This window comes from Nonomuraea bangladeshensis, from assembly GCF_039529455.1.
Lineage (GTDB): Bacteria > Actinomycetota > Actinomycetes > Streptosporangiales > Streptosporangiaceae > Nonomuraea > Nonomuraea bangladeshensis.
This window is the reverse complement of record NZ_BAAAMV010000003.1, coordinates 796788-815498: the sequence shown is the minus strand read 5'-3', so window position 1 is coordinate 815498 and position 18711 is coordinate 796788. Positions and strand designations below refer to the sequence as shown.

General features: G+C 72.6%; 19 protein-coding genes. 10 read left to right on the top strand and 9 right to left on the bottom strand.

The genetic code is table 11. The annotated features are described in order from the left end of the window. Positions 1-44: 44 nt before the first annotated feature. Positions 45-554 (bottom strand): HNH endonuclease, encoded by a 510-nt coding sequence (locus ABD292_RS11605; protein ID WP_329591958.1) that lies wholly within the window; start codon positions 552-554, stop codon positions 45-47. A 279-nt stretch (positions 555-833) separates the two neighbouring features. Here ABD292_RS11605 and ABD292_RS11600 point away from each other — a divergent pair, with 279 nt between their 5' ends. From ABD292_RS11600 to ABD292_RS11590, 3 genes are read left to right on the top strand one after another with little or no spacing between them, the layout of a single operon-like run. Further along, a complete protein-coding gene (locus ABD292_RS11600; RefSeq protein WP_344207108.1) occupies positions 834-2891 on the top strand; it encodes a prolyl oligopeptidase family serine peptidase in 2058 nt (685 codons plus the stop codon). Positions 2892-2901: 10 nt separating this feature from the next. Further along, positions 2902-3693 carry a helix-turn-helix domain-containing protein gene (locus ABD292_RS11595; RefSeq protein WP_344207107.1) on the top strand — a complete coding sequence of 264 codons (792 nt, stop codon included), beginning with the start codon at positions 2902-2904 and terminating at the stop codon, positions 3691-3693. A gap of 4 nt (positions 3694-3697) precedes the next feature. Next, complete coding sequence (locus tag ABD292_RS11590; protein WP_344207106.1) at positions 3698-4045, top strand: VOC family protein; 348 nt, start codon at positions 3698-3700, stop codon at positions 4043-4045. A 12-nt stretch (positions 4046-4057) separates the two neighbouring features. Here ABD292_RS11590 and purU read toward each other — a convergent pair whose 3' ends face one another. Further along, on the bottom strand, positions 4058-4912 hold the full coding sequence (gene purU / locus ABD292_RS11585; protein WP_344207105.1) for a formyltetrahydrofolate deformylase: 855 nt from the start codon (positions 4910-4912) through the stop codon (positions 4058-4060). A gap of 187 nt (positions 4913-5099) precedes the next feature. Between purU and ABD292_RS11580 the strand changes: the two genes are divergently transcribed. From ABD292_RS11580 to ABD292_RS11570, 3 genes are read left to right on the top strand one after another with little or no spacing between them, the layout of a single operon-like run. Beyond that, positions 5100-6047, top strand: a complete 948-nt coding sequence (locus ABD292_RS11580) for an inorganic phosphate transporter (protein WP_344207104.1) — start codon at positions 5100-5102, stop codon at positions 6045-6047. After that, a complete protein-coding gene (locus ABD292_RS11575; protein ID WP_344207103.1) occupies positions 6044-6679 on the top strand; it encodes a DUF47 domain-containing protein in 636 nt (211 codons plus the stop codon). The genes ABD292_RS11580 and ABD292_RS11575 overlap by 4 nt, the downstream gene beginning before the upstream one ends. A gap of 39 nt (positions 6680-6718) precedes the next feature. Beyond that, the gene (locus ABD292_RS11570; protein WP_344207102.1) at positions 6719-7171 is read left to right on the top strand and encodes a hypothetical protein; all 453 of its coding nucleotides are present in this window, start codon (positions 6719-6721) and stop codon (positions 7169-7171) included. 80 nt (positions 7172-7251) lie between these two features. Here ABD292_RS11570 and ABD292_RS11565 read toward each other — a convergent pair whose 3' ends face one another. Next, the gene (locus ABD292_RS11565) at positions 7252-8178 is read right to left on the bottom strand and encodes a zinc-binding dehydrogenase (protein ID WP_344207101.1); all 927 of its coding nucleotides are present in this window, start codon (positions 8176-8178) and stop codon (positions 7252-7254) included. An 80-nt stretch (positions 8179-8258) separates the two neighbouring features. Between ABD292_RS11565 and ABD292_RS11560 the strand changes: the two genes are divergently transcribed. After that, positions 8259-8885 carry a TetR/AcrR family transcriptional regulator gene (locus ABD292_RS11560; protein WP_344207100.1) on the top strand — a complete coding sequence of 209 codons (627 nt, stop codon included), beginning with the start codon at positions 8259-8261 and terminating at the stop codon, positions 8883-8885. Positions 8886-8902: 17 nt separating this feature from the next. Then, positions 8903-9700: a hypothetical protein gene (locus ABD292_RS11555; RefSeq protein WP_344207099.1), complete on the top strand. Its 798-nt coding sequence runs from the start codon at positions 8903-8905 to the stop codon at positions 9698-9700. Here ABD292_RS11555 and ABD292_RS11550 read toward each other — a convergent pair. The 6 genes from ABD292_RS11550 to ABD292_RS11525 all read right to left on the bottom strand — a co-directional run bounded on the left by ABD292_RS11550 (position 9687) and on the right by ABD292_RS11525 (position 16697). Beyond that, a complete protein-coding gene (locus ABD292_RS11550) occupies positions 9687-10127 on the bottom strand; it encodes an NUDIX domain-containing protein (protein WP_344207098.1) in 441 nt (146 codons plus the stop codon). The genes ABD292_RS11555 and ABD292_RS11550 overlap by 14 nt on opposite strands. Positions 10128-10140: 13 nt before the next feature. Then, a complete protein-coding gene (locus ABD292_RS11545) occupies positions 10141-11106 on the bottom strand; it encodes a YbgA family protein (RefSeq protein ID WP_344207097.1) in 966 nt (321 codons plus the stop codon). Between the two features lie 71 nt (positions 11107-11177). After that, the gene (locus ABD292_RS11540; RefSeq protein WP_344207096.1) at positions 11178-12881 is read right to left on the bottom strand and encodes a tetratricopeptide repeat protein; all 1704 of its coding nucleotides are present in this window, start codon (positions 12879-12881) and stop codon (positions 11178-11180) included. Between the two features lie 201 nt (positions 12882-13082). Then, positions 13083-14342, bottom strand: a complete 1260-nt coding sequence (locus ABD292_RS11535) for a DMT family transporter (RefSeq protein ID WP_344207095.1) — start codon at positions 14340-14342, stop codon at positions 13083-13085. 304 nt (positions 14343-14646) lie between these two features. Beyond that, the gene (locus ABD292_RS11530) at positions 14647-15150 is read right to left on the bottom strand and encodes a GNAT family N-acetyltransferase (protein WP_344207094.1); all 504 of its coding nucleotides are present in this window, start codon (positions 15148-15150) and stop codon (positions 14647-14649) included. Continuing rightward, positions 15147-16697, bottom strand: coding sequence for an NsdA family TPR-like regulatory protein (locus ABD292_RS11525; protein WP_344207093.1), 1551 nt, complete (start codon positions 16695-16697; stop codon positions 15147-15149). Before ABD292_RS11525 ends, ABD292_RS11530 begins: the two co-directional genes overlap by 4 nt. A gap of 271 nt (positions 16698-16968) precedes the next feature. On the opposite strand from ABD292_RS11525, the gene ABD292_RS11520 reads away from it, so the two are divergent. Together ABD292_RS11520 and ABD292_RS11515 are read left to right on the top strand one after the other, a co-directional pair. Beyond that, positions 16969-17253 (top strand): hypothetical protein, encoded by a 285-nt coding sequence (locus tag ABD292_RS11520; RefSeq protein ID WP_344207092.1) that lies wholly within the window; start codon positions 16969-16971, stop codon positions 17251-17253. Positions 17254-17707: 454 nt separating this feature from the next. Further along, positions 17708-18703, top strand: coding sequence for a mechanosensitive ion channel family protein (locus ABD292_RS11515; protein ID WP_344207091.1), 996 nt, complete (start codon positions 17708-17710; stop codon positions 18701-18703). Positions 18704-18711: the final 8 nt, after the last annotated feature.

Here is an 18711-nt window from a genome sequence, read left to right as displayed (position 1 = left end):
CTGGCATGGTGCCAGGCACCGGCCTGCCCGGACAAAGCAGGCGGTCAGGCCGCCGCCTCCAGGTAGGGCGCCCACTGGGGGTCGCCGACGAGGGAGGCGCCGATCAGCCGCCAGTGTGCCCCGCGCGGCACCGCGGGGAGGACGCGGAGCGTCCACCCCAGCTCTTCCAGGTATTTGTCGGCCTTGCTGTGGTTGCAGGTGGTGCAGGACGCCACGCAGTTCTCCCACGTGTGCGTGCCGCCCCGCGAGCGCGGGATGACGTGGTCGATGGTCTCGGCCCGCTGCCCGCAGTAGGCGCAGCGGTAGTTGTCACGGCGCATGAGCGCCGCCCTGGTCAGGGGGATGCGTGACCGGTAAGGGATGCGGACATATCTGCGGAGCCTGATCACCGAGGGCACGTCGAGCGTGCAGCTGGCGGAGCGCAGCACGGCGCCCCTGCCGTCGCGGTGCACGACGTCGGCCTTGCCCCGGAGCACCAGCACGACGGCGCGGTGCAGGGAGAGCGTGGTGAGCGGCTCGTAAGTGGCGTTCAGCAGCAGGACCTGGCGCGTCATCGGGCCTCTCCCCGCTGCTTGCGTATGAGAGGGGACATGCCGTGGCATGTCCCGGCTATCGGCCCCTCCTGGGGCACTCGTGCTTCCGTCACGTGGACCTCCGCCGGACGGCCCAGCGGATGGTCACCACGGCACCGTCCTGTCAGCAAGTCTGGCGTTAGCAGCGCTGTCCCCGCCACCCCATAACCACTCACCGGACTGACCAAAGGGACGCACGGTACGTTTTATGCCCGCTTCACCTGCGTTTTACGCCTGCTCCGTGGCAGTAGGGTTCCCTGCATGACCCGAGAGCCGTACCCGACCGCGCGTCGCGAAGACATCATCGACGAACTGCACGGAACGCCCGTACCGGACCCTTATCGATGGCTGGAGGATCCCGACAGTCCAGAGACGAAGGGGTGGCTGCTCGCGCAGAGCGAGCTGTTCAGCCGGAGCAGGGGGCCGCAACGGTTCAAGAGCCGCATCGCCGAGCTGCTGCGGTCCGGTTCTGTCGGCGTGCCCGCCTGGCGAGGCGAGCGCTACTTCTTCAGCCGGCGCACGCCCGACCAGGAGCACGCGGTCTACTACGTCGTCGAGGCCGACGGCACCGAGCGGGCGCTCATCGACCCGATGGCCATCGACCCGTCCGGGCTGACCACGCTCGACGCCGTCCAGCCCGACAAGGAGGGGCGCCTGCTGGCCTACCAGATCTCGGTGGGCGGCAACGAGGAGTCCGTCCTCTACATCATGGACGTGGCGACGGGCGCCCGGGTCGAGGGGCCGATCGACCGCTGCCGCTACTCCCCCGTGGCCTGGCTGCCCGGCGGCGAGGCGTTCTACTACGTGCGCCGGCTGCCGAGCACCGAGGTGCCGGAGAACGAGAGCCAGTTCCACCGCCGCGTCTACCTGCACCGCGTCGGCACCTCCACGGAGGACGACGTCATGATCTTCGGCCAGGGGCTGAAGATGACCAACTACTACGGCGTCGGGGTCTCCCGCGACGGCCGCTGGCTGCAGGTCTCGGCGCACGAGGGCACCGCGCCGCGCAACGACCTCTGGGTGGCCGACCTGACGGCGTCCCCGGTCGACCGGCCCGACCTCAGGGTCGTCCAGGAGGGCGTGGACGCGCAGGCGGGGCTGGTCTTCGGCCGCGACGGCCGGCTGTACGTCCACACCGACCGCGACGCCTCCCGCGGCCGGGTGTGCGTCACCGACCCGGCCGAGCCCGGCTACGACACCTGGCGCGAGCTGATCCCCGAGGACCCCGAGGCGGTGCTCAACGACTTCGCCATCCTCGACGACCTGGAGCGCCCGGTGCTGCTGGTGGGCTGGACCCGCCACGCGATCAGCGAGCTCACCCTGCACGACCTGGAGACCGGCGAGCGCCTCGGCGAGGTGCCCACGCCCGGCCTCGGCTCGATCGGCGGCATCGCCGAGCGCCCCGAGGGCGGCCACGAGGCCTGGTTCGGCTACACCGACAACACCACCCCGCCCACCATCCAGCGCTACGACGCCCGCACCGGCGAGACCACGCTGTGGGCGGCCTCGCCGGGCGCCGTGGAGGTGCCGGACGTCCGCACCGAGCAGGTCGTCTACCGCTCCGCGGACGGCACCGACGTCCGGATGCTGGTCATCTCGCCGCCCGGCGAGGCGAGCGGCCCCCGCCCGACGATCCTCTACGGCTACGGCGGCTTCGGCATCTCCATGACCCCCGGCTACTCCGCCTCGATCCTCGCGTGGGTGGAGGCCGGCGGCGTCTACGCCATCGCCAACCTGCGCGGCGGCGGCGAGGAGGGCGAGCAGTGGCACCGCGACGGCATGCTGGGCAACAAGCAGAACGTCTTCGACGACTTCCACGCCGCGGCCGAGCACCTGATCGCCACCGGGGTGACCACGGCCGGGCAGCTCGGCATCTCCGGCGGCTCCAACGGCGGCCTGCTCGTGGGCGCGGCGCTCACCCAGCGGCCCGACCTGTACGCCGCCGTGGTGTGCTCGGCCCCGCTGCTCGACATGGTCAGGTACGAGCTGTTCGGCCTGGGCGCGACCTGGAACGTCGAGTACGGCTCCGCCGACGACCCCGAGCAGTTCGGCTGGCTCTGGGGCTACTCGCCGTACCACCACGTCAAGGAGGGCGTGGAATACCCGGCGACGCTGTTCACCGTCTTCCAGTCCGACACCCGGGTGCACCCGCTGCACGCCTGGAAGATGTGCGCGGCGCTGCAGCACGCGACGACCTCCGACCGGCCGGTGCTGCTGCGCAATGAGACCGAGGTGGGCCACGGCGCCCGCTCGGTCAGCCGCTCGGTCGACCTGTCGGCCGACACGCTGAGCTTCCTCGCCGCCCACACCGGGCTCTAGAGTCGGAGAGGTGAGCGCGCTGGGGCTGGCCATGGTCGAGGCCGTCCCCAGCGCTGCCCTGCGTCCCTATGTCACCCGCCTGACCGCCTACCGCGAGCGCCACGGAGCGCCGGTGACGCGGGCGGAGCCGGCGATGCCCGGGGCCGTGCTCATCCTCGCCTTCGGCACGCCGATGGAGGTGGACGGGCAGCGGCTCACGGCGTTCGCGGGCGGTCTCGGCGACCGGTTCACCGTCACCCGCACGGCGGGGCCGACGGAGGGCGTACAGGTTTTCCTCACGCCGTTCGGCGCCCGGCGGCTGCACGGGCTGCCGATGCGTCACCTGACCAACCGCGTCCTGCCGGCCGGTGAGCTGCTGGGGTCGTGGGCGGAGACGGTCGTGGAGCGGCTGGCCGCCACGCCGTCCTGGCGGGAGCGGCTGGCGCTGGCCGACCGGCTGCTGCTGGCCCGCCTCCGGCAGGGGCCCGAGGTGGGGCCGGAGGTGCCGTGGGCGTGGGCGCGGCTGCTGGAGTCGGGTGGGCGGGTCCGCGCGCCCGAGCTCGCCGCCGCGCTCGGCTGGAGCCACCGGCATCTGGTGGCGCGGTTCCAGGACCAGGTGGGGCTGCCGCCGAAGAGGGCGGCCCGGGTGATCAGGTTCGGGAGGGCGGCGCGGCTGCTGCGCTCGGGCGCGGCTCCCGCGCTGGTGGCCGCCGAGTGCGGCTTCTCCGACCAGGCGCACCTGAACAGGGAGTTCCGGGCGCTCGGCGGCGTCACGCCCGGTCAGATTTCTCCAAGACCCCGGGGCGGCCGCGCGGCATCCTGAGCGCATGCGAACCGTGTACGCGCTCGCCCGCTACCAGGACTGCGGGGCGGCGCTCGACTTCCTGACGGAGGCGTTCGGCTTCCGGGCGCACGAGGTGTCCAAGAACGACGAGGGCGTGGTCTACCACGTCGAAGTGCTGGCAGGCGACGACATCATCATGCTCGGCCAGGGCCGGCCGGGCGGGCCGGGGATCTACGTCGCGGTGGACGACGTGGACGCCCACCACGACCGCGCGGTGGCGGCGGGGGCCCGGGTCACCATGGCGCTGGTGGACCAGCCGTACGGGTCCAGGGAGTACGGCTGCGCCGACCCCGAGGGCAACACCTGGTGGTTCGGGACCTACCGGCCCTGATCCCCCGCGGGCTCAGCGCGGGAAGACCACCGTCTTGTGGCCGTCGAGCAGCACCCGCTGCTCGGCGTGCCACTTGACGGCCCGCGCCAGCGTCACGCACTCGACGTCGCGCCCGATGGCCGCGAGGTCCTCGGGCGAGTGGCTGTGGTTGACCCTGGCCACCTCCTGCTCGATGATCGGCCCTTCGTCGAGGTCGGAGGTCACGTAGTGGGCGGTGGCGCCGATCAGCTTGACGCCGCGGTCGTGCGCCTGGTGGTAGGGCTTGGCGCCCTTGAACGACGGCAGGAACGAGTGGTGGATGTTGATCGCCCGCCCGGCCAGCTTCTCGCAGAGGTCCTGGGAGAGCACCTGCATGTAGCGGGCCAGCACCACGAGGTCGACCTGGTAGTGCTCGACCAGCGCCAGCACCTCGGCCTCCTGCCGGGGCTTGGTCTCCGGAGTGACCGGCAGGTGGTGGTAGTCGATGCCGTGCGACTGGGTGAGCGGGCGCAGGTCGGGGTGGTTGGAGACGACGGCGACCACGTCGATGTCGAGCGTCCGCGCCTTGACCCGGTAGAGCAGGTCGTTGAGGCAGTGGTCGAACTTGCTGACCATGATGAGCACGCGCGGCTTGCGCGCGACGTCCCGGACCGTGAACTCCATGGCGAAGTCGGGGGCGAGCGCGGCGAAGGCCGCCCTGATGTCGTCCTCGGCCGGCCCTCCGGCGAACTGCACGCGCATGAAGAAGCGCTCCGCCTTCCGGTCGCCGAACTGCTGGCTCTCGATGATGTTGCACCCGTGGCGGGCGAGCAGGCCGGAGACGGCGGCCACGACGCCGGGGCGGTCGGGGCAGGAGAGCGTCAGGATGTATTCGGCTGGGCTGGTCATGCGGTCACTCTCGCGCTTAGTGTCGTGGGGACGTGGATCGGGCGTCACGTCGAGCGTACCGGCGTGAGGAGTGTCGCCGGGGACACGCTGGGCGATCAAATATGGGGTAGTTATCCGGCATTGCGGACGATTTGGGTAACTCGGCCGGGTCCCGCCTCATCGTCCTGAGCCGACGGGGGTGGAGCGCGTGCCTTTGGACGCCGTCGTCCTGGTCGTGGTCGCCGCCCTGTTCGCGATCGTGTCCGGGATCAACGACGGCGGCGCGCTGCTCGCCACCGGGCTCAAGCTGCCCACGGTGCGGCCGGCGGTGGGCATCCTCGGGCTGATCCTCATGGTGGCGGTCGTGCCGCTGCTGTCCTACCAGGTGGCGTTGACGTTCGTGGACCGGCTGGCGCACTTCGACGCGCCCGGCGGGCGGATCGCGACGTCGGCGGCCGTGCTCGCGGCGCTCGGCGTGGTCGTCGCGCTCAGCGTCAAGGGCCGCCCGACCAGCCTCACCCTCGCCGTCGTGGGCGGGCTCACCGGGGCGGGCCTCGGCTGGGGGCTGCCGGTGTCGGGGGCGACGGTGGCGCAGGTGCTCGCCTTCGGCGTCGCCGCCCCGATCGTCGGCGGGCTGCTGGCATGGGTGCTGATCCGGCTGCTGGCGCTGGTGACGGGCTCGCGGGGGCTCGGGCGGTGGCACCGGCTGGGCTTCCTGCTGCAGACCGTCGCGTACGCCGCCAACGACGCCCAGAAGATGCTCGCGCTCTTCATGATCGCCATCGGCTTCCGTGACGCGCCGGTCCCGTACACGGCGCTGGTGGCCGTGCTCTTCGGGATCGGCGTCCTCTACGGGTTGCCGAGGGCAGGCCGCACGCTGAGCCGGGAGATCATCGTCTCCAGGCCCCCGCACGGTGTCGCCGCCGAGCTGGCGTCGGGGCTGGCGGTCATCGGCTGCGCGGCGGCCGGGATGCCGGTGAGCATGACCCAGGCCATCGCGGGCGGCCTGATCGGCGCGGGCGTCGCGCAGGGCAGCGGCCGCGTGCGCTGGTACGCGGCGTTGAAGATCGCGACGGCCTGGCTGCTGACCCTGCCGGCCAGCGCGCTGGCGGGCTGGGTCCTGGCCCTGGCGGTGAAAGGACTGAGAGCGTTGTGAAGCGGCTGCGGTGGATCAGGGATCTCATCTCCGGGCGCATGGACGCCGGGGTGACCGAAGCGCTGCTCGGCCAGCTTGAAGCCACCAAGGAGGGGGCCTGGCTGGCCATGGCCATGATCGGCGGCGAGGTCGGGCGCACGGGGGCGCACGAGCGGATGCGCTCCATCGAGCACCTGGGCGACGAGGAGCGGGCCCGCCTCGTGGACGAGCTCCAGTCCGCCCTCGTCACGCCGATCGACAGGGAGGACCTGTTCCGGCTGTCGCGCTCGATCGACGACGTGCTGGACTCGCTGCGGGACTTCGTGCGCGAGTCCCATCTGTACCGGGTGCCGGAGCAGATCCGCTTCACGCCCATGCTGGACCAGGTGATCGTCGGCATCGACGCCCTGGAGCAGGCCGTACGCGACCTGGCCGCGAGCCCGTCGGCGGTCGAGGTGGACGCGCTGGAGGCGAAGAAGGCGGGCGGGGCGATCCGGCGGATGTACCAGTACGAGATCTCGCGCATCTTCTCGGGCGACGAGCTGACCCCGGAGAAGATGAAGGAGCGGGAGCTGGTGCGGCGGCTGGAGATCGTCGGGGTGGCGATCGGCGAGGCGGCGGACGCCATCGCGGACGGCGCCATGAAGCGCTGAGCGGCTCCCCCACCGGCCCTGGATGAGAACATGGAGGTCATGGCGGGGCGAATGGGGCGGGCGGCCGCGGTGTGCGCCGTCCTCGGGGTGCTGTGGTGGGCCACCGTCCGCGTCGCCTGGCTCGGCGTGGGCTGCGCGGACTGGGGGTGCCTCGCGCCGTCGGTCGGGCTGCTCGTGGTGATCAGCCTGGTGCTGCTGGCCGGGGCCGTAAGGGTGCTGGAGCGGGTGGACGTACGGCCCGCGCGGCGGGTGGCGCTGGTGGCCGCCGGGGCGCTGGTGGTGTTCCGGCTGGCCGGGGAGGCGCTGCCGTCGTGGACGTCGCAGTGGGCGGACTTGGCGGCGGCGGGGGCGGCGTTCGCGGGGGCGGGGGTCGTGGCGGCGTTCGTGACCGAGTCGCGGGTCCACCGGGGGTGGCGGGTGGCGGCGGCGCTGACGCTGGTCGCGCTGCCGCCACTCGCCCTGGCCCTGACCCTGGCCAGGTCACCCCTCTGACGGCCCGCGCCCGCAGCCCGCCGATGGCTCCTCCGCGGTCCTTTGAAGGCCCTGTCCAGAGACCGCCTCTAAGGCGGCCTTCAGGGGACCAGCAGGGTCTTGCCGACGACCGTCCTGGCCTCGATGGCCGCGTGGGCGGACGCGGCGGACTCCAGGGGAACGACCGCGCCGATCACCGGGCGGAGGCGGCCGGCCGCGGCCTCGGCCAGCGCCGCCCGTGACAGCTCGCGCAGGTCCGTGTCCGGCCAGGCGACGGCCTTGACGCGCGGGTCGGGGGTGGTCATGGGGCCGCCCGCCATGCCGTACACGCTGATCCTCCCGCCGTCCTTCAGCAGCCCCTGCGCCGCCGCGCCGATGTCGCCGCCGACGCCGTCGAAGACGAGGTCGAGCCCGCCCGTCGCGGCGCGCACCTCGCCGGCCCAGCCCGGCCGCGTGTAGTCGACGGTCAGCTCGGCCCCCAAACCGGCGGCCAGCTCGCGCTTGGCGGCGGAGCCGGCCGCCGCGACCACGCGCGCCCCGGCGGCGCTCGCGAGCTGCACGAGCAGGCTGCCCACGCCGCCGCCCGCCGCCTCCACCAGCACCCACTCCCCCGGCTCAGGGGCGGCGGCGCGTGCCAGGCCGAGCGCGGTGCGCCCGTCGGCCAGCAGCGCGACGGCGTGCTCGGGCGACAGCCCCTCAGGAACGGGGATGACGTCCGCGGCGCCGGCCACCGCCAGCTCCGCGTAGCCGCCCTGGCCGCCGAGCGTGGTGACGACGAGCGTGCCGGTCAGCGCCGGGTCCACGTCCTCCCCCACCGCCAGCACGGTGCCCGCCACCCCGTTGCCGAGGACGGCGGGCAGCTCGGCCCGCCGCGGGCCCCGGTCGGCGCGCACCTGCGTCTCCACGAACGTCACGCCCGCCACCGCGACCCGCACCAGCACCTGCCCCGGCCCGGCGACCGGGTCCGGCACCTCCTCGGCGACCAGTTCCTCCGGTCCGCCGTACCGCCTCAGGACCACCGCGCGCATGTCCAGCCCTTCCGGTTATCGGAGCGATTCGCTCCGCAATCTTTATCGGAGCGTACCGCTCCGCGACTATCGTGGTCACCATGTCCGGACGCGGCAGGCAGGCCGAGGCGGCGCGCAACGATCTGCGGCTGCTGCGGGCGGCGCACGAGGTGTTCACGACGCAGGGGTTCGACGCGCCGGTCTCGGCCATCGCGCGGCAGGCGGGCGTGGGCATGGGCAGCCTCTACCGCCGCTACCGCACCAAGGAGGAGCTGCTCCAGCGGCTGTGCCTCATCGCCATGGAGCGCGTCGCCGAGGCCGCCGAGACGGCCCTCGCCGACGACGACCCGTGGTCCGGCCTGGAGGGGTACGTACGGCAATGCGTGGGCCTGCGCTCCGGCGCGCTCGCCCCCGTCGCGGGCACCATCGAGGTCACCCCCGAGATGTGGCGCGTCTCGCGCCGGGCCACCGAGCTGGCCGGGCGGCTCGTCGGGCGGGCGCACGCGGCCGGCGTGCTCAGGCGGGACGTGACCGCCCTCGACCTCTCCCTGCTCATCGAGCAGTTCAGCCGCCCCGCGCCCGGCCCGCCCGACCCCGCGCAGGAGCACGTCAAGCGGCGGCTGCTCGCCATCGCGCTCGACGGCCTGCGCGCCCCCGGCCGCACCCCGCTGCCCGGCGAGCCGCCGGGCGCGGAGTGGTACGAAGGCCGCTGGGGAGAGCGCCCGTAGGGTCTACGGTGGGGTGCGTGGCGTTCAACGACCTGCTCGACGACCTTGACCAAAGCGCCGCGGCCCAGGCCGCCGGGATCCGGCGCGGCTACGGCGGGCCGCCGCCCCGCACGGTGTCCGCGTGCGCCGGCTTGACCCGGCTGCGCTGCGCGTCGCTGCTGAAACCCCTCTACGCGTGGGTGGCCGCGGACCGCATCCCCGACCGGGAGCGCTGGCGCCGGCACGCCGAGCCCGCGGTCGTGGTCTCCTCCAACGCCGACACGCTCAACCTGTGGCTCGGCGTCGGGCCCGGCGTCATCCTCGACGACCTCCGCGAGCGCACGGGCGTGTCCTGGACCCCGCCCAACGGCGACCCCTCGCGCTTCGGCTCGGTCGAGGTCGCCGCCGAGGAGGTCGCGACCGCGTACGCGGTGCTCGCCCAGTCCGCGGCGGCCGGCGACCCGGTGGCCGCCGACGTGCTGGAGTGGATGCGGCAGGTGGAGGGCGAGCAGACGTTCGGGGTCCGGGAGGCGCTCGGCTCGGCCGAGGCGGCCGTCAAGTGCGGCTGGTACGGCGCCCCCGACGAGACCTGCCTGCGCACCCACGCGGTCGCCCTGCTGCCGCGCGGCGGCACCCGGGTGAGCGTCGTCGTCGGCATGACCGCGCTGCCCTTCCCCGACGCCGCCGCCCGCGAGGACTACCGGCAGCGGGTGGGCAAGGGCCTGCCGGTGGAGCAGGTGCACGACCAGCTGTCCGGCACGCTGCTGCGCGGGCTGATGGCGACGACGCTGACCGAGCTGGGCGGCGCGAAGCTCCGGCGGCCTACTGGTCCGTGAGCCGGCGGACGACCTCTGCCAGGCCCGGCGGCTCCAGCCCCGCCGCGGGCAGCTCCTCGGCCCACACGTACCCGAGGTACGCCTCCCGCTCCTCCTCCGTCAGCCCGTCCGGCCTGACGACCGGCCGGGCCCCGGCGAACCTGGCGAGGTAGAACGACTCGTCCTTGACGTAGCGGACGCCCAGCCAGGCGTAGTCGCGGGCCACCACGACGTGCCGGTCGAGCACCGCCGAGCCGGGCAGCCCGGTCTCCTCGGTGAGCTCGCGGCGGGCGGCGTCGAGCGCCGTCTCCCCCGGGTCGATGCCGCCCCCGGGCGGTTCCCACAGGTCGGCCCGGGCGACGCGGTCGTACCAGTGCAGCAGCAACACCCGGCCGTCGCGGTCGAGGCAGACGACGCGGGCGGCGGGACGGGCGCTCACGTGCTCCATCCCCCGAGGCTAGCTATCCGAGAGCCGGCACGTGGTTGCGGAGCCGCAGGTCGTCCGGGTAGGGCGAGAAGTAGGTCTGGTCGCGGACGTAATCGGCCGCCTCGCCCCGCGCGTGGTGGCGCAGCAGCGTCGTCGGGACGCTCAGCGGCACCACGCCGGCCCGGTAGGACTCGATCACCTCGGCCAGGTCGGCGCGCCGGGTCGGGTCGAGGGCGAGCATGCCCATGGCGTGCTGCAGCACGTTGACGTTCCTGCCCAGCGTGGCCTTGCTCGCCAGCGCCTCGCGGAAGAGCGCGGCGTAGGCGGCGGCCACCTCCTCATGGGGCCGGACGCCCGCCTCGGCGACCACCCGCCCGGCCTGCCGGTAGCGGAGCGGGTCGTGGGCGAGGAGCTGCATCTTGTGCCGGGCGTGGAAGGCGACCAGGTCGCGGGGCCGCCAGTCGCCGGCGAGCAGCGCCCGCAGCCGGGCGTGCGCGAACACGCGCTCCACGAAGCTCTCGCGCAGCAGCGCGTCGTGCAGGCGGCCTTCGTCCTCGACCGGCAGCAGCGGATGGGCCGCGATGACCGTCTCGGCGAACAGGCCCCTGTTGCGCCGGTCGGCGGGCGTCCCGTCGGCGCGGTAGACGGGCACGCCGTGGATGCCGCAGGTGGGGCTCTTGGCCTTGAAGACGTACCCGTCGACGTCGAGCGCGGCGGCCCGCTCGGCGGCGAGCGCGCGCATCCGGTCGGTCAGGTCGACGTGGGTGGCGCGGGTCCTCAGCCGGGGGCCGTCGTCGGCGGCCTCCAGTCGGAGGGTCTCGCGGGGCGTGCCGAGGCCCGCCTCCATCTCGGGGCAGATGCGGATCCAGTCGACGTACGGGTCGAGGGCGTCGGTGAGGAAGCGGTCGCGGCTGTGGCCGCCGTTGTATCTGACCAGCTCGCCCAGCAGGCAGCTCGACACCGCCACCCGCGGTCGCGCGTCCGGCCTGCCCGTGATCATCCTTCTATCCAATCCCGTCAGGTGAGCGCGGGCAACCAAGGCCGGGGAGATCCGTCGCAAGGCCGCCCGATTCAGGAGAAGGCGCTCGCGCGCCGCTCGTCGGCCTCGGCCTCCTCCGTGCGGCCCAGGGCGCGCAGCGCGACGGCGCGGTTGCCGTACAGGTCGGGCTGGGGCTGGAGGTCGATGGCCCGGCTCAGGTCCTCGATCGCGCCTTCGACGTCGCCGGTCGCGTACCGCAGCACCCCCCGGTTCCCCCACGCCGCGGCCAGGTCGGGCGCGGCCGACACGGCCTCGTCCAGCGCCGCCGCGGCCGCGTCGAACCGGCCCGCCGACGTCTCCAGCTGCCCCAGCACGGTCAGCAGGTGCGGGTTGCCGGGCGCGCGGGCGAGCCCGGCGGCCACCTCGGCCGCGGCCTCCTCGTCGCGTCCCAGGGCGGCCAGCAGCCCGGCCCGGTTGATGGAGGCGTCCAGGTGAGCCGGGTCGAGCTCGACGACCCGGGCGAGGTCGGCGAGCGCGCCCTCGGTGTCGCCGCGCGTCACACGCAGCTCGGCCCGGTTGTAGTACGCCTCCGGCAGCGGCGGCCCCGCCCGCATGGCCTGCTCGTAGTCGGCCAGCGCCTCCTCGTGCCGGCCGAGCCTGAGCAGCAGGTTGCCGCGCTCCAGGTAGTGGTCGGGGAAGGCGGGGTCGAGGGCGATGGCGGCCCCGTAGTCGTCCAGGGCCTCCTTGTCGCGGCCGAGCCCGGCGAGCAGCTGGGCCCGGTTGGCCAGCAGCACCATGCGGTGCAGCGGATGCCGCTCCCCCAGCTCGCGGGCCAGCTCGATGGCCGACTCCACCAGCGCCAGCGCGGCCTCGGGCCGCTGCCCGCGCAGCTCGACCAGGGCCAGGCCGTTGCGGTCGAAGCCGAGCTTGAAGGCCCGTTCGGCGGGGTCGGGCAGGAGGGAGGAGACGGCGATGGCCAGGTTGATCCAGCGCCGGGCGCGGCCGAGGTCGCGACGGGCCGGGTCGGGGTGGCGGGCGTCCAGCATGGCGGTGCCGTACGCCGCCGCCGCGTGCATCTTCGGGTCCTGGCTGACCTCGCGCACCCGGTCCCAGAGCGCCCGGGCCTCGGCGGTGCGGCCGAGCCCGCCGAGCGCGGTCGCGGTGCGCTGCGCGAAGCCCCACCACGCGGCCCCGCCGGGCTCGGTCCTGGCGAGACCGCGCTCCCCCAGCTCGGCGACGGCGTGCAGGAAGCCCTCGCGCATGGAGCGGTCCACGACGGCCCAGAGCGCGGCGGCGTCCCGCGTGTCGGGCGGCGGCTCGGGGCCGCCGGTGCAGAGCAGCAGGGTGAGCGTGCCGGGCGGTACGCGGCGGGCCAGCACGTCGAGCAGTTCGAGGTCGGTGGGGTCGGCCTCGGCGAGGTTGCACACGGCCAGCGCCCGTCCCGGCGGCACGGCGGCGCGGACGAACTCGGCGAGGCCGTTGGCCAGCCGCAGCGTGCGGCGCGGCGCGGGCACGAGGATGCGTTCGTCGTCGCTCAGCGCGGCGTCGATCGTCACCCGCCGGGCCGGGACCAGCTCGGCCAGCTCGGGCGCCGCTGCCCGGATCTCGATGTCGTGGGCCGCCACCAGCTCCGCCGAGCGTTCGAGGGTCTCGGGCACCAGCCTGCGCAGCAGCGCCGCCGCGACGGTGTAGGGGCCGCGTGGCCGCCGGTGCGCGTCGATCATCGGCATCAGCAGCCGCGCGGCCTGCCAGCTCTCGGGCGGTGCGCCCTCGACCTTGAGGTGGGGCCCGGTCACCCCTTGTGGATGACGCTGGAGGTCCCGGCGAGCCTCTTGGGGCCAGGCTTGCGGACGACGATGCGTTTCATGACGTGCCTCTCCACTCGCGCGGGGGTGATGCCCTATCAGGAGGGCATCCCTACGCATATCAAGGTTCGCGGTGGATAAGCCGGAGGGCCGGGGATAAGAAGTAGTTGCCTTTTGACTGGTTTCCCTAACCTATTTGGTGCCGAACCACCGAGGCATCGACTCCATGCGATTGCGCTCGGTCTCCTCCATCAACTCACACAGGCAGCGGCCCAGGAGCGTGACCGATCGGCAGCAGCCGGGGCCGGGCAGGTTCCTGGCGCGCACGATGATGGTGGCGCGCTCGATGAGGCGTTCGAGGCTGGGCTCGCCGCCGCCCTTAAGCGAGCGGGTGTGCCAGGGGCAGGAGGCGGTGTCCACGCAGGCGCTCTTGGCGATGATCGGGGTCGGCCCGGCGCAGGGAGCCGCCGGCTCCTCGCGCTTGACGCGGAGGTCCTTCAGCACCTTCGCGGCCCTGCGGGACAGGTCGAGAAGCTCGCGTCGGTCCGGCACGCGCTCCTTGTCCGGCGGAGCGGCCCGTTCGTCCGGCGCGACGGCCCGCTTGTCCGGCGTGGCCCGCGCGGGGACGGCGAGCAGCATCGCGGCCGCCATGAGCCCGCCGCCCACCACCATGCTCCAGCCGAGCTGCTCGTGGAACCAGATCACCGCGATGAGGGCCACGAAGACGGGCTGCGACGACATGAGGACGGCGCTCGGGATGGCCGGCACGTGCGCCTGGCCGTAGGAGCGGGCGAGGAACCCCAGCGCGCACGACACCACCGACAGGTGCGCGAGCAGCAGCCAGTCGGGCGCGCTCGAAGGGAGCGTGATGCCGTCCCTGGCGCCGGCGAGGCCCGTGGTCAGCCCGATGGTGGCGAGCTGGATCGCGGTCAGCGCGTACGGCTGGAAGGCCCGCTGCTTGGAGATGTGCCCGAGCATGAGCGTGTGACCGGAGTAGAGCGCCGCCGCGGCGAGGGTGGCCGCGAGCGCGATCAGCGAGATCTCGTGCTCCTCGACGCCGCGCATCAGCGTGAACGCGGTCATCCCGGCGAGCGCGAAGACGACGCCGTACCAGATGCGGGTCTGCACCCGGGCCTTGTGGATGAGGAGCGCCAGGATGGGCGTGATCACCACGCTGCATCCCACGGCGAACCCCGACACCGCCGACGGCAGCCCGTGCAGCGCCACGGCCTGCGCGGTCTGCCCGATGCCGAACATGATCCCCAGGATGACCCCGTTGATCCACGTCTCGCGCGGCAGCCCCCGAAGGCAGCGCGGCCGGATCAGCAGGAGCGTCAGCGCCGCGAGCAGATAGCGCTCGGCGAGGAGGTCCTCGACCGGTAACCGGTGGATGAGGTCTTTCATCAGCGGGAACGCCGACCCCCAAGCGGCGCTGACGAACAACAGAAGCACGGCTCCCAGGAGGGGTCGGGGAGCGGGCACACCTGCCATGGCTGAAGCATCTCACTACTATTCGCAGCCGTGGATGTACAGCCAGCGAGCCGGGCAGGTTCCTCTACCACTTGGAGTGAAGACACTCACCCGCGGGTTCGTACATCCCTACCTCGCACGCACCGGGGGTCGCCCCATCTCCTCACTTATCCCGCTTCACGGGAATGGCGCGTCCTGTCCACAACAGGGAGGATCGGCGGAACGGTCACGCCGAACGAGGCCGGAGGGGGATGGCCTCGGGAGGGGGAAACGCGAGGGGGCCGGGCTAGAGCGCGCCGGACGCCGCGTCGAGGACCGCGGGAGGAGCCAGGCGCTTCTCGCCGTAGACGACGGTCAGGTCGCCCACGCGCTCCCTGGACAGCTCGCGCCAGCCCTGGCGCCGGTAGAGCGACAGCGCCGCACCCTGGTTGAGCGTGGTGTCGCCTCTGACGCTGCGGAACCCGAGCTCCGCCGCGCGCTGTTCGAGCGCGCGCAGCATGGCCGCGCCGAAGCCGCGCCGCTGGAACTCGGGATGGACGCGCAACCGGCAGACCTCGGCCGTCACGGTGTCGACGGGTCTCAGCCCGCCCATCGCGATGACCCGCCCGCCGGTCTCCCCGACGAGGAAGTCACCGCCGCAGGCCAGGTAGAGGTCCTGGATGCGGGGGAAGTCGTCGTCGTAGTAGACGCCGTCGCCGGGGAACAGGCCCACCTGGGCGAGGCAGATCTGGTGCAGCGTGAGAATGGTGTCGAGATCGGACCAGCGATAGCGCCTGATGGTCAGCTTCACGCACCGCCCCCTTTCATCTGTGCCCTCGGGCGCCGCAGCGCGGCGCGGAACTCCTCAAGACCGGGCGCGTGCGGGTCCTGCGCCACGATCAGCTGCTCCAGCGCCGTGGCCGGGCGCACGATGAAGTCGGTCAGGTATTCGTTGCCCACCAGGTGGAGCGCCTTGGTCGCGACGGACACCGCCTCGGCGACGTCGCCGTCGATCAGCCGGCACTGCGCCTGGTCCAGCCGGATCAGCGTCTGGTCGAGGATGTGGTCCTCATAGGCGCTGAGCGCCTGGTCTAGCACCACCTCGGCCTCCAGCGTCTGGCCGAGCTTGGTGAGCACGTCGCCCTGGTAGAAGTAGAGCTGCTTCTCGGTGTAGCCGAAGGCGAGGTCTTCCTTGTCCTCGTCCTGCATGTGGCTGAAGGCGTTCCTGGCCCGGGCGAGCGCCCGCTTGGCCTGGTCGACGACCTCCTTCTTGCTGTCGATGCCCGACATCATGGCCAGCGCCCTGGCCTCGACGACCGGAGCCATGGCCTGGGCGACGCACGGGGTGTTGCCGGCCAGGTCGCGGCTCTTCTTCGCGAGGTGCAGCGCCTCGCGGGCGTCGCCGAAGTAGAGAGGGACGAGGGACTCACGGGCGCAGATCCAGGCCCGCAGCGCGCGGTCGCCGGTCTCGTCGGCCGCCACCCGCCCGGTGCGGAAGAACGAGCGGGCCAGGCGGTGGTCGCCGAGGTTGATGAGGATCATGCCGCTCAGCCCGGAGAGCTGGGCGGCCATCCGGCACAGCCGATCCGTCAGGTCGATGGGCTGGCGCCTGGACATCGCCGTACGGACCGCGCTCAGCTCCAGCAGCACGTCGCACAGCAGCCGCAGCGGGGCCGTCGTGGTGTATTGGCGGCCGAAGCTGGCCGTCGCCTCCTCCCACTGGTCGAGCATCTGGGCGGAGACGGTGGCCGCCACGAGCGTCTCGTCCATGCGACGCCTGATGCCCTCGCACGCGCCGAGCACGGGGCCGTCGAGCTGCTCCGAGAGGTTCGTGTCGGTGTTGAGCAGGTTTAACAGCGTGCGGCGGAGGATGTTCTCGTCCTCCTCCGTCTCCGGGTCGATCACCATCGGGTGGAGCACCAGGTCGCGCTCGGCCAGCGTCAGGGGGCGGGGGATGTTCTCGCCGCTGACGGTGCCGGGCATGCGGTGACCGTGCCCGCAGATGCACGGCGCGTCGAAGCCGAGCGAGGAGGGCTCGACCCGGTAGACCGTGCAGAGGTAGTGGAGGTATTCGGGCCCCGGGCGTTTGAGCCCGCTCTCGTACGCGGACAGCAGCGTCTCGCCGATGCCCGGCGCTGGTTTCTGATCTCGATCGAACAGGGCCCTGACCTGCTCGATCACGTCGGCCAGCGCGATGCCGTGCGCCAGGCGATGCGCCTTGATCCGGCTCGTGCTGAACTGCGACGCGCATGCTTCGTGGATCTCGTCGGCTATCTGGGCGGAAGTGCGCCCCGCGGCGAGGCCCTTGGCCCGGATCCGCCGCGCGATCTCCGTCTCCCTGTGCTGCCTGCCGGACATCCCGGCCCCTCTCCCGCAAGTCTCGACCGGTCCGCAACTGATGACTGATCGTAGTCATCAAGTCGCAGCGCGCCTACCCATGACTATGAAGCAACGAAGACTGGAAGGAAACGCTCCGCGACAAGCCTACGGTTAAGGATCGTCCTCCCAGGGGCTGTTTCTTACATCCCATGAGGGAGAAGCAACTCCCCGTAGCCGGATTCCGCTCGTTGCGCCCGCCGCCGTCTTGAGCCATCTTTGGCCCACCAGCAGCGATTCCTAGGAGGACACGGTGGGGGACGACGACTACGAGCGGCTGGAGCGTCTGGTCAAGGAGCTCGGCGCCCGCGGGTTGCTCGCCCGAGTGGTCCGGACCCAGGGCGGCCGGCAGTTCGTACGGGTGATCAACCCGAAGGCGACCAGCCTGACGGAGAACGTGACCTGCCGCTCGGCCACCATCTCCGACATGCCGGACTGGTGGTACTGCTGGTCCTGGGGCGAGCGGATGCACACGGCGGACGACCCGGCCGGTGCGGCGACGAAGGTCGCCCGAGTGCTCGCCGCCGTGGGCGAGTGACGACGGCGGTGATCCGGATGGAACGCGGCCATCACGGCTCACCGCGACCACGGCGGCTCCTCGGAGCCGGCGGGGTGACCGGTGCGGAGGGCTCCGACCGAAGGCGCCCTGTGTCACTCCGCCGGTTCCCGCCCTTTCGGGGGCGGCAGATCTCGCGCGCACGGCTCGCACCCGTGCGCGTGGCCAAGCCACCCGTCCCACCGGGGCGGGTGTTCGGGGGATCCCTCCCGGAACCGGCGCGGGACATGCTTCCGGGTGCGTGTCCCGTTCCGAGCCGTCCGTCATCGGAGCGTGGGCTCTCTCCCTCCGCGGCCCAGAGAGCCCGCGTCCCCGTCTTCCCCGGCGTGATGTGACGGCGGGCGGTTCGGTCGGCGGTATTTTGGATCCGAACTAGATCAACTAGATCAACTCGGTCCAAAGCCGATCGAACCGCTTCCGGAGGGGGATCCACCCAGTGCTACTGCTGGTGACACCGTCGCCACAGCCCTCGTCGACGTCCACGGTCCTGCCCGACCTGGACACGCTCACGAACGGAGTGAGCACGGTCTGCCAGAACGACACGGTGCTCTGCTCCACGCTCGCGGGGGTGTTCGACAACGCGCCCTGGGCGCCGCTGGTGGCGACCGCCATCACGATCGTCCTGATCGTGGTGTTCGCGTTCGTGATCCGCAACATCGCCCACCGGGTGATCACCCGGGTGGTCAACCGGGCGGCCGCGGGCGGCTCGATCACCAGCAGGTTCCGCAAGGGCGCGCCCCCCGACAGCATCGACGTGCTGCTGCACGAGCGGCGCAAGCAGCGGGCCGAGACCATGGGCTCGGTGCTGAGGTACATCGCCTCGATCGTCATCCTGGGCACCGCGGCGCTGACCGTGCTCGACCGGCTGACCATCCCCATCGCGCCCGTGCTGACCAGCGTCGGCATCCTCGGCGTGGCCATCGGCTTCGGCGCCCAGGAGCTGGTGAAGGACTTCATCGCGGGCCTGTTCATGCTGATGGAGGACCAGTACGGCGTCGGCGACGTGATCGACGCGGGCGCCGCCGTCGGCACCGTCGAGGCCGTGACCCTGCGGGTGACCCGCCTGCGCGACTCCGACGGCCGCGTCTGGTACGTGCGCAACGGCACGATCACCCGAGTCGGCAACGAGTCGCAGGGCTGGTCGCGCGCCTTCGTGGACGTCCCGGTCGCCTATGACGCCGACGTGGTCACCGTGAAGGTGCTGCTTGAGCACACCGCCGAGGAGATGTGGGCCGACTCCGAGCTGCGCGAGAGCAAGATGGTCGAGCAGCCCCAGGTCTTCGGCGTGGAGCAGATGTCCAACAGCGCGATGGTGTTCCGCGTCACGGTCAAGACCCTGCCGTCCGCGCAGGCCGAGGTGGCGCGGGAGCTCCGGCTCCGGGTCAAGACGGCCATGGACACCGCGGGCATTCCCATGGTCGCGATTGCCTAAGCTAATGC

Coding starts and splice junctions, on each gene's coding strand:
- ABD292_RS11605 (WP_329591958.1), bottom strand. CDS start 554: ATGACGCGCCAGGTCCTGCTGCTGAACGCCACTTACGAGCCGCTCACC.
- ABD292_RS11600 (WP_344207108.1), top strand. CDS start 834: ATGACCCGAGAGCCGTACCCGACCGCGCGTCGCGAAGACATCATCGAC.
- ABD292_RS11590 (WP_344207106.1), top strand. CDS start 3,698: ATGCGAACCGTGTACGCGCTCGCCCGCTACCAGGACTGCGGGGCGGCG.
- purU (WP_344207105.1), bottom strand. CDS start 4,912: ATGACCAGCCCAGCCGAATACATCCTGACGCTCTCCTGCCCCGACCGC.
- ABD292_RS11570 (WP_344207102.1), top strand. CDS start 6,719: ATGGCGGGGCGAATGGGGCGGGCGGCCGCGGTGTGCGCCGTCCTCGGG.
- ABD292_RS11565 (WP_344207101.1), bottom strand. CDS start 8,178: ATGCGCGCGGTGGTCCTGAGGCGGTACGGCGGACCGGAGGAACTGGTC.
- ABD292_RS11560 (WP_344207100.1), top strand. CDS start 8,259: ATGTCCGGACGCGGCAGGCAGGCCGAGGCGGCGCGCAACGATCTGCGG.
- ABD292_RS11550 (WP_344207098.1), bottom strand. CDS start 10,127: ATGGAGCACGTGAGCGCCCGTCCCGCCGCCCGCGTCGTCTGCCTCGAC.
- ABD292_RS11545 (WP_344207097.1), bottom strand. CDS start 11,106: ATGATCACGGGCAGGCCGGACGCGCGACCGCGGGTGGCGGTGTCGAGC.
- ABD292_RS11525 (WP_344207093.1), bottom strand. CDS start 16,697: ATGTCCGGCAGGCAGCACAGGGAGACGGAGATCGCGCGGCGGATCCGG.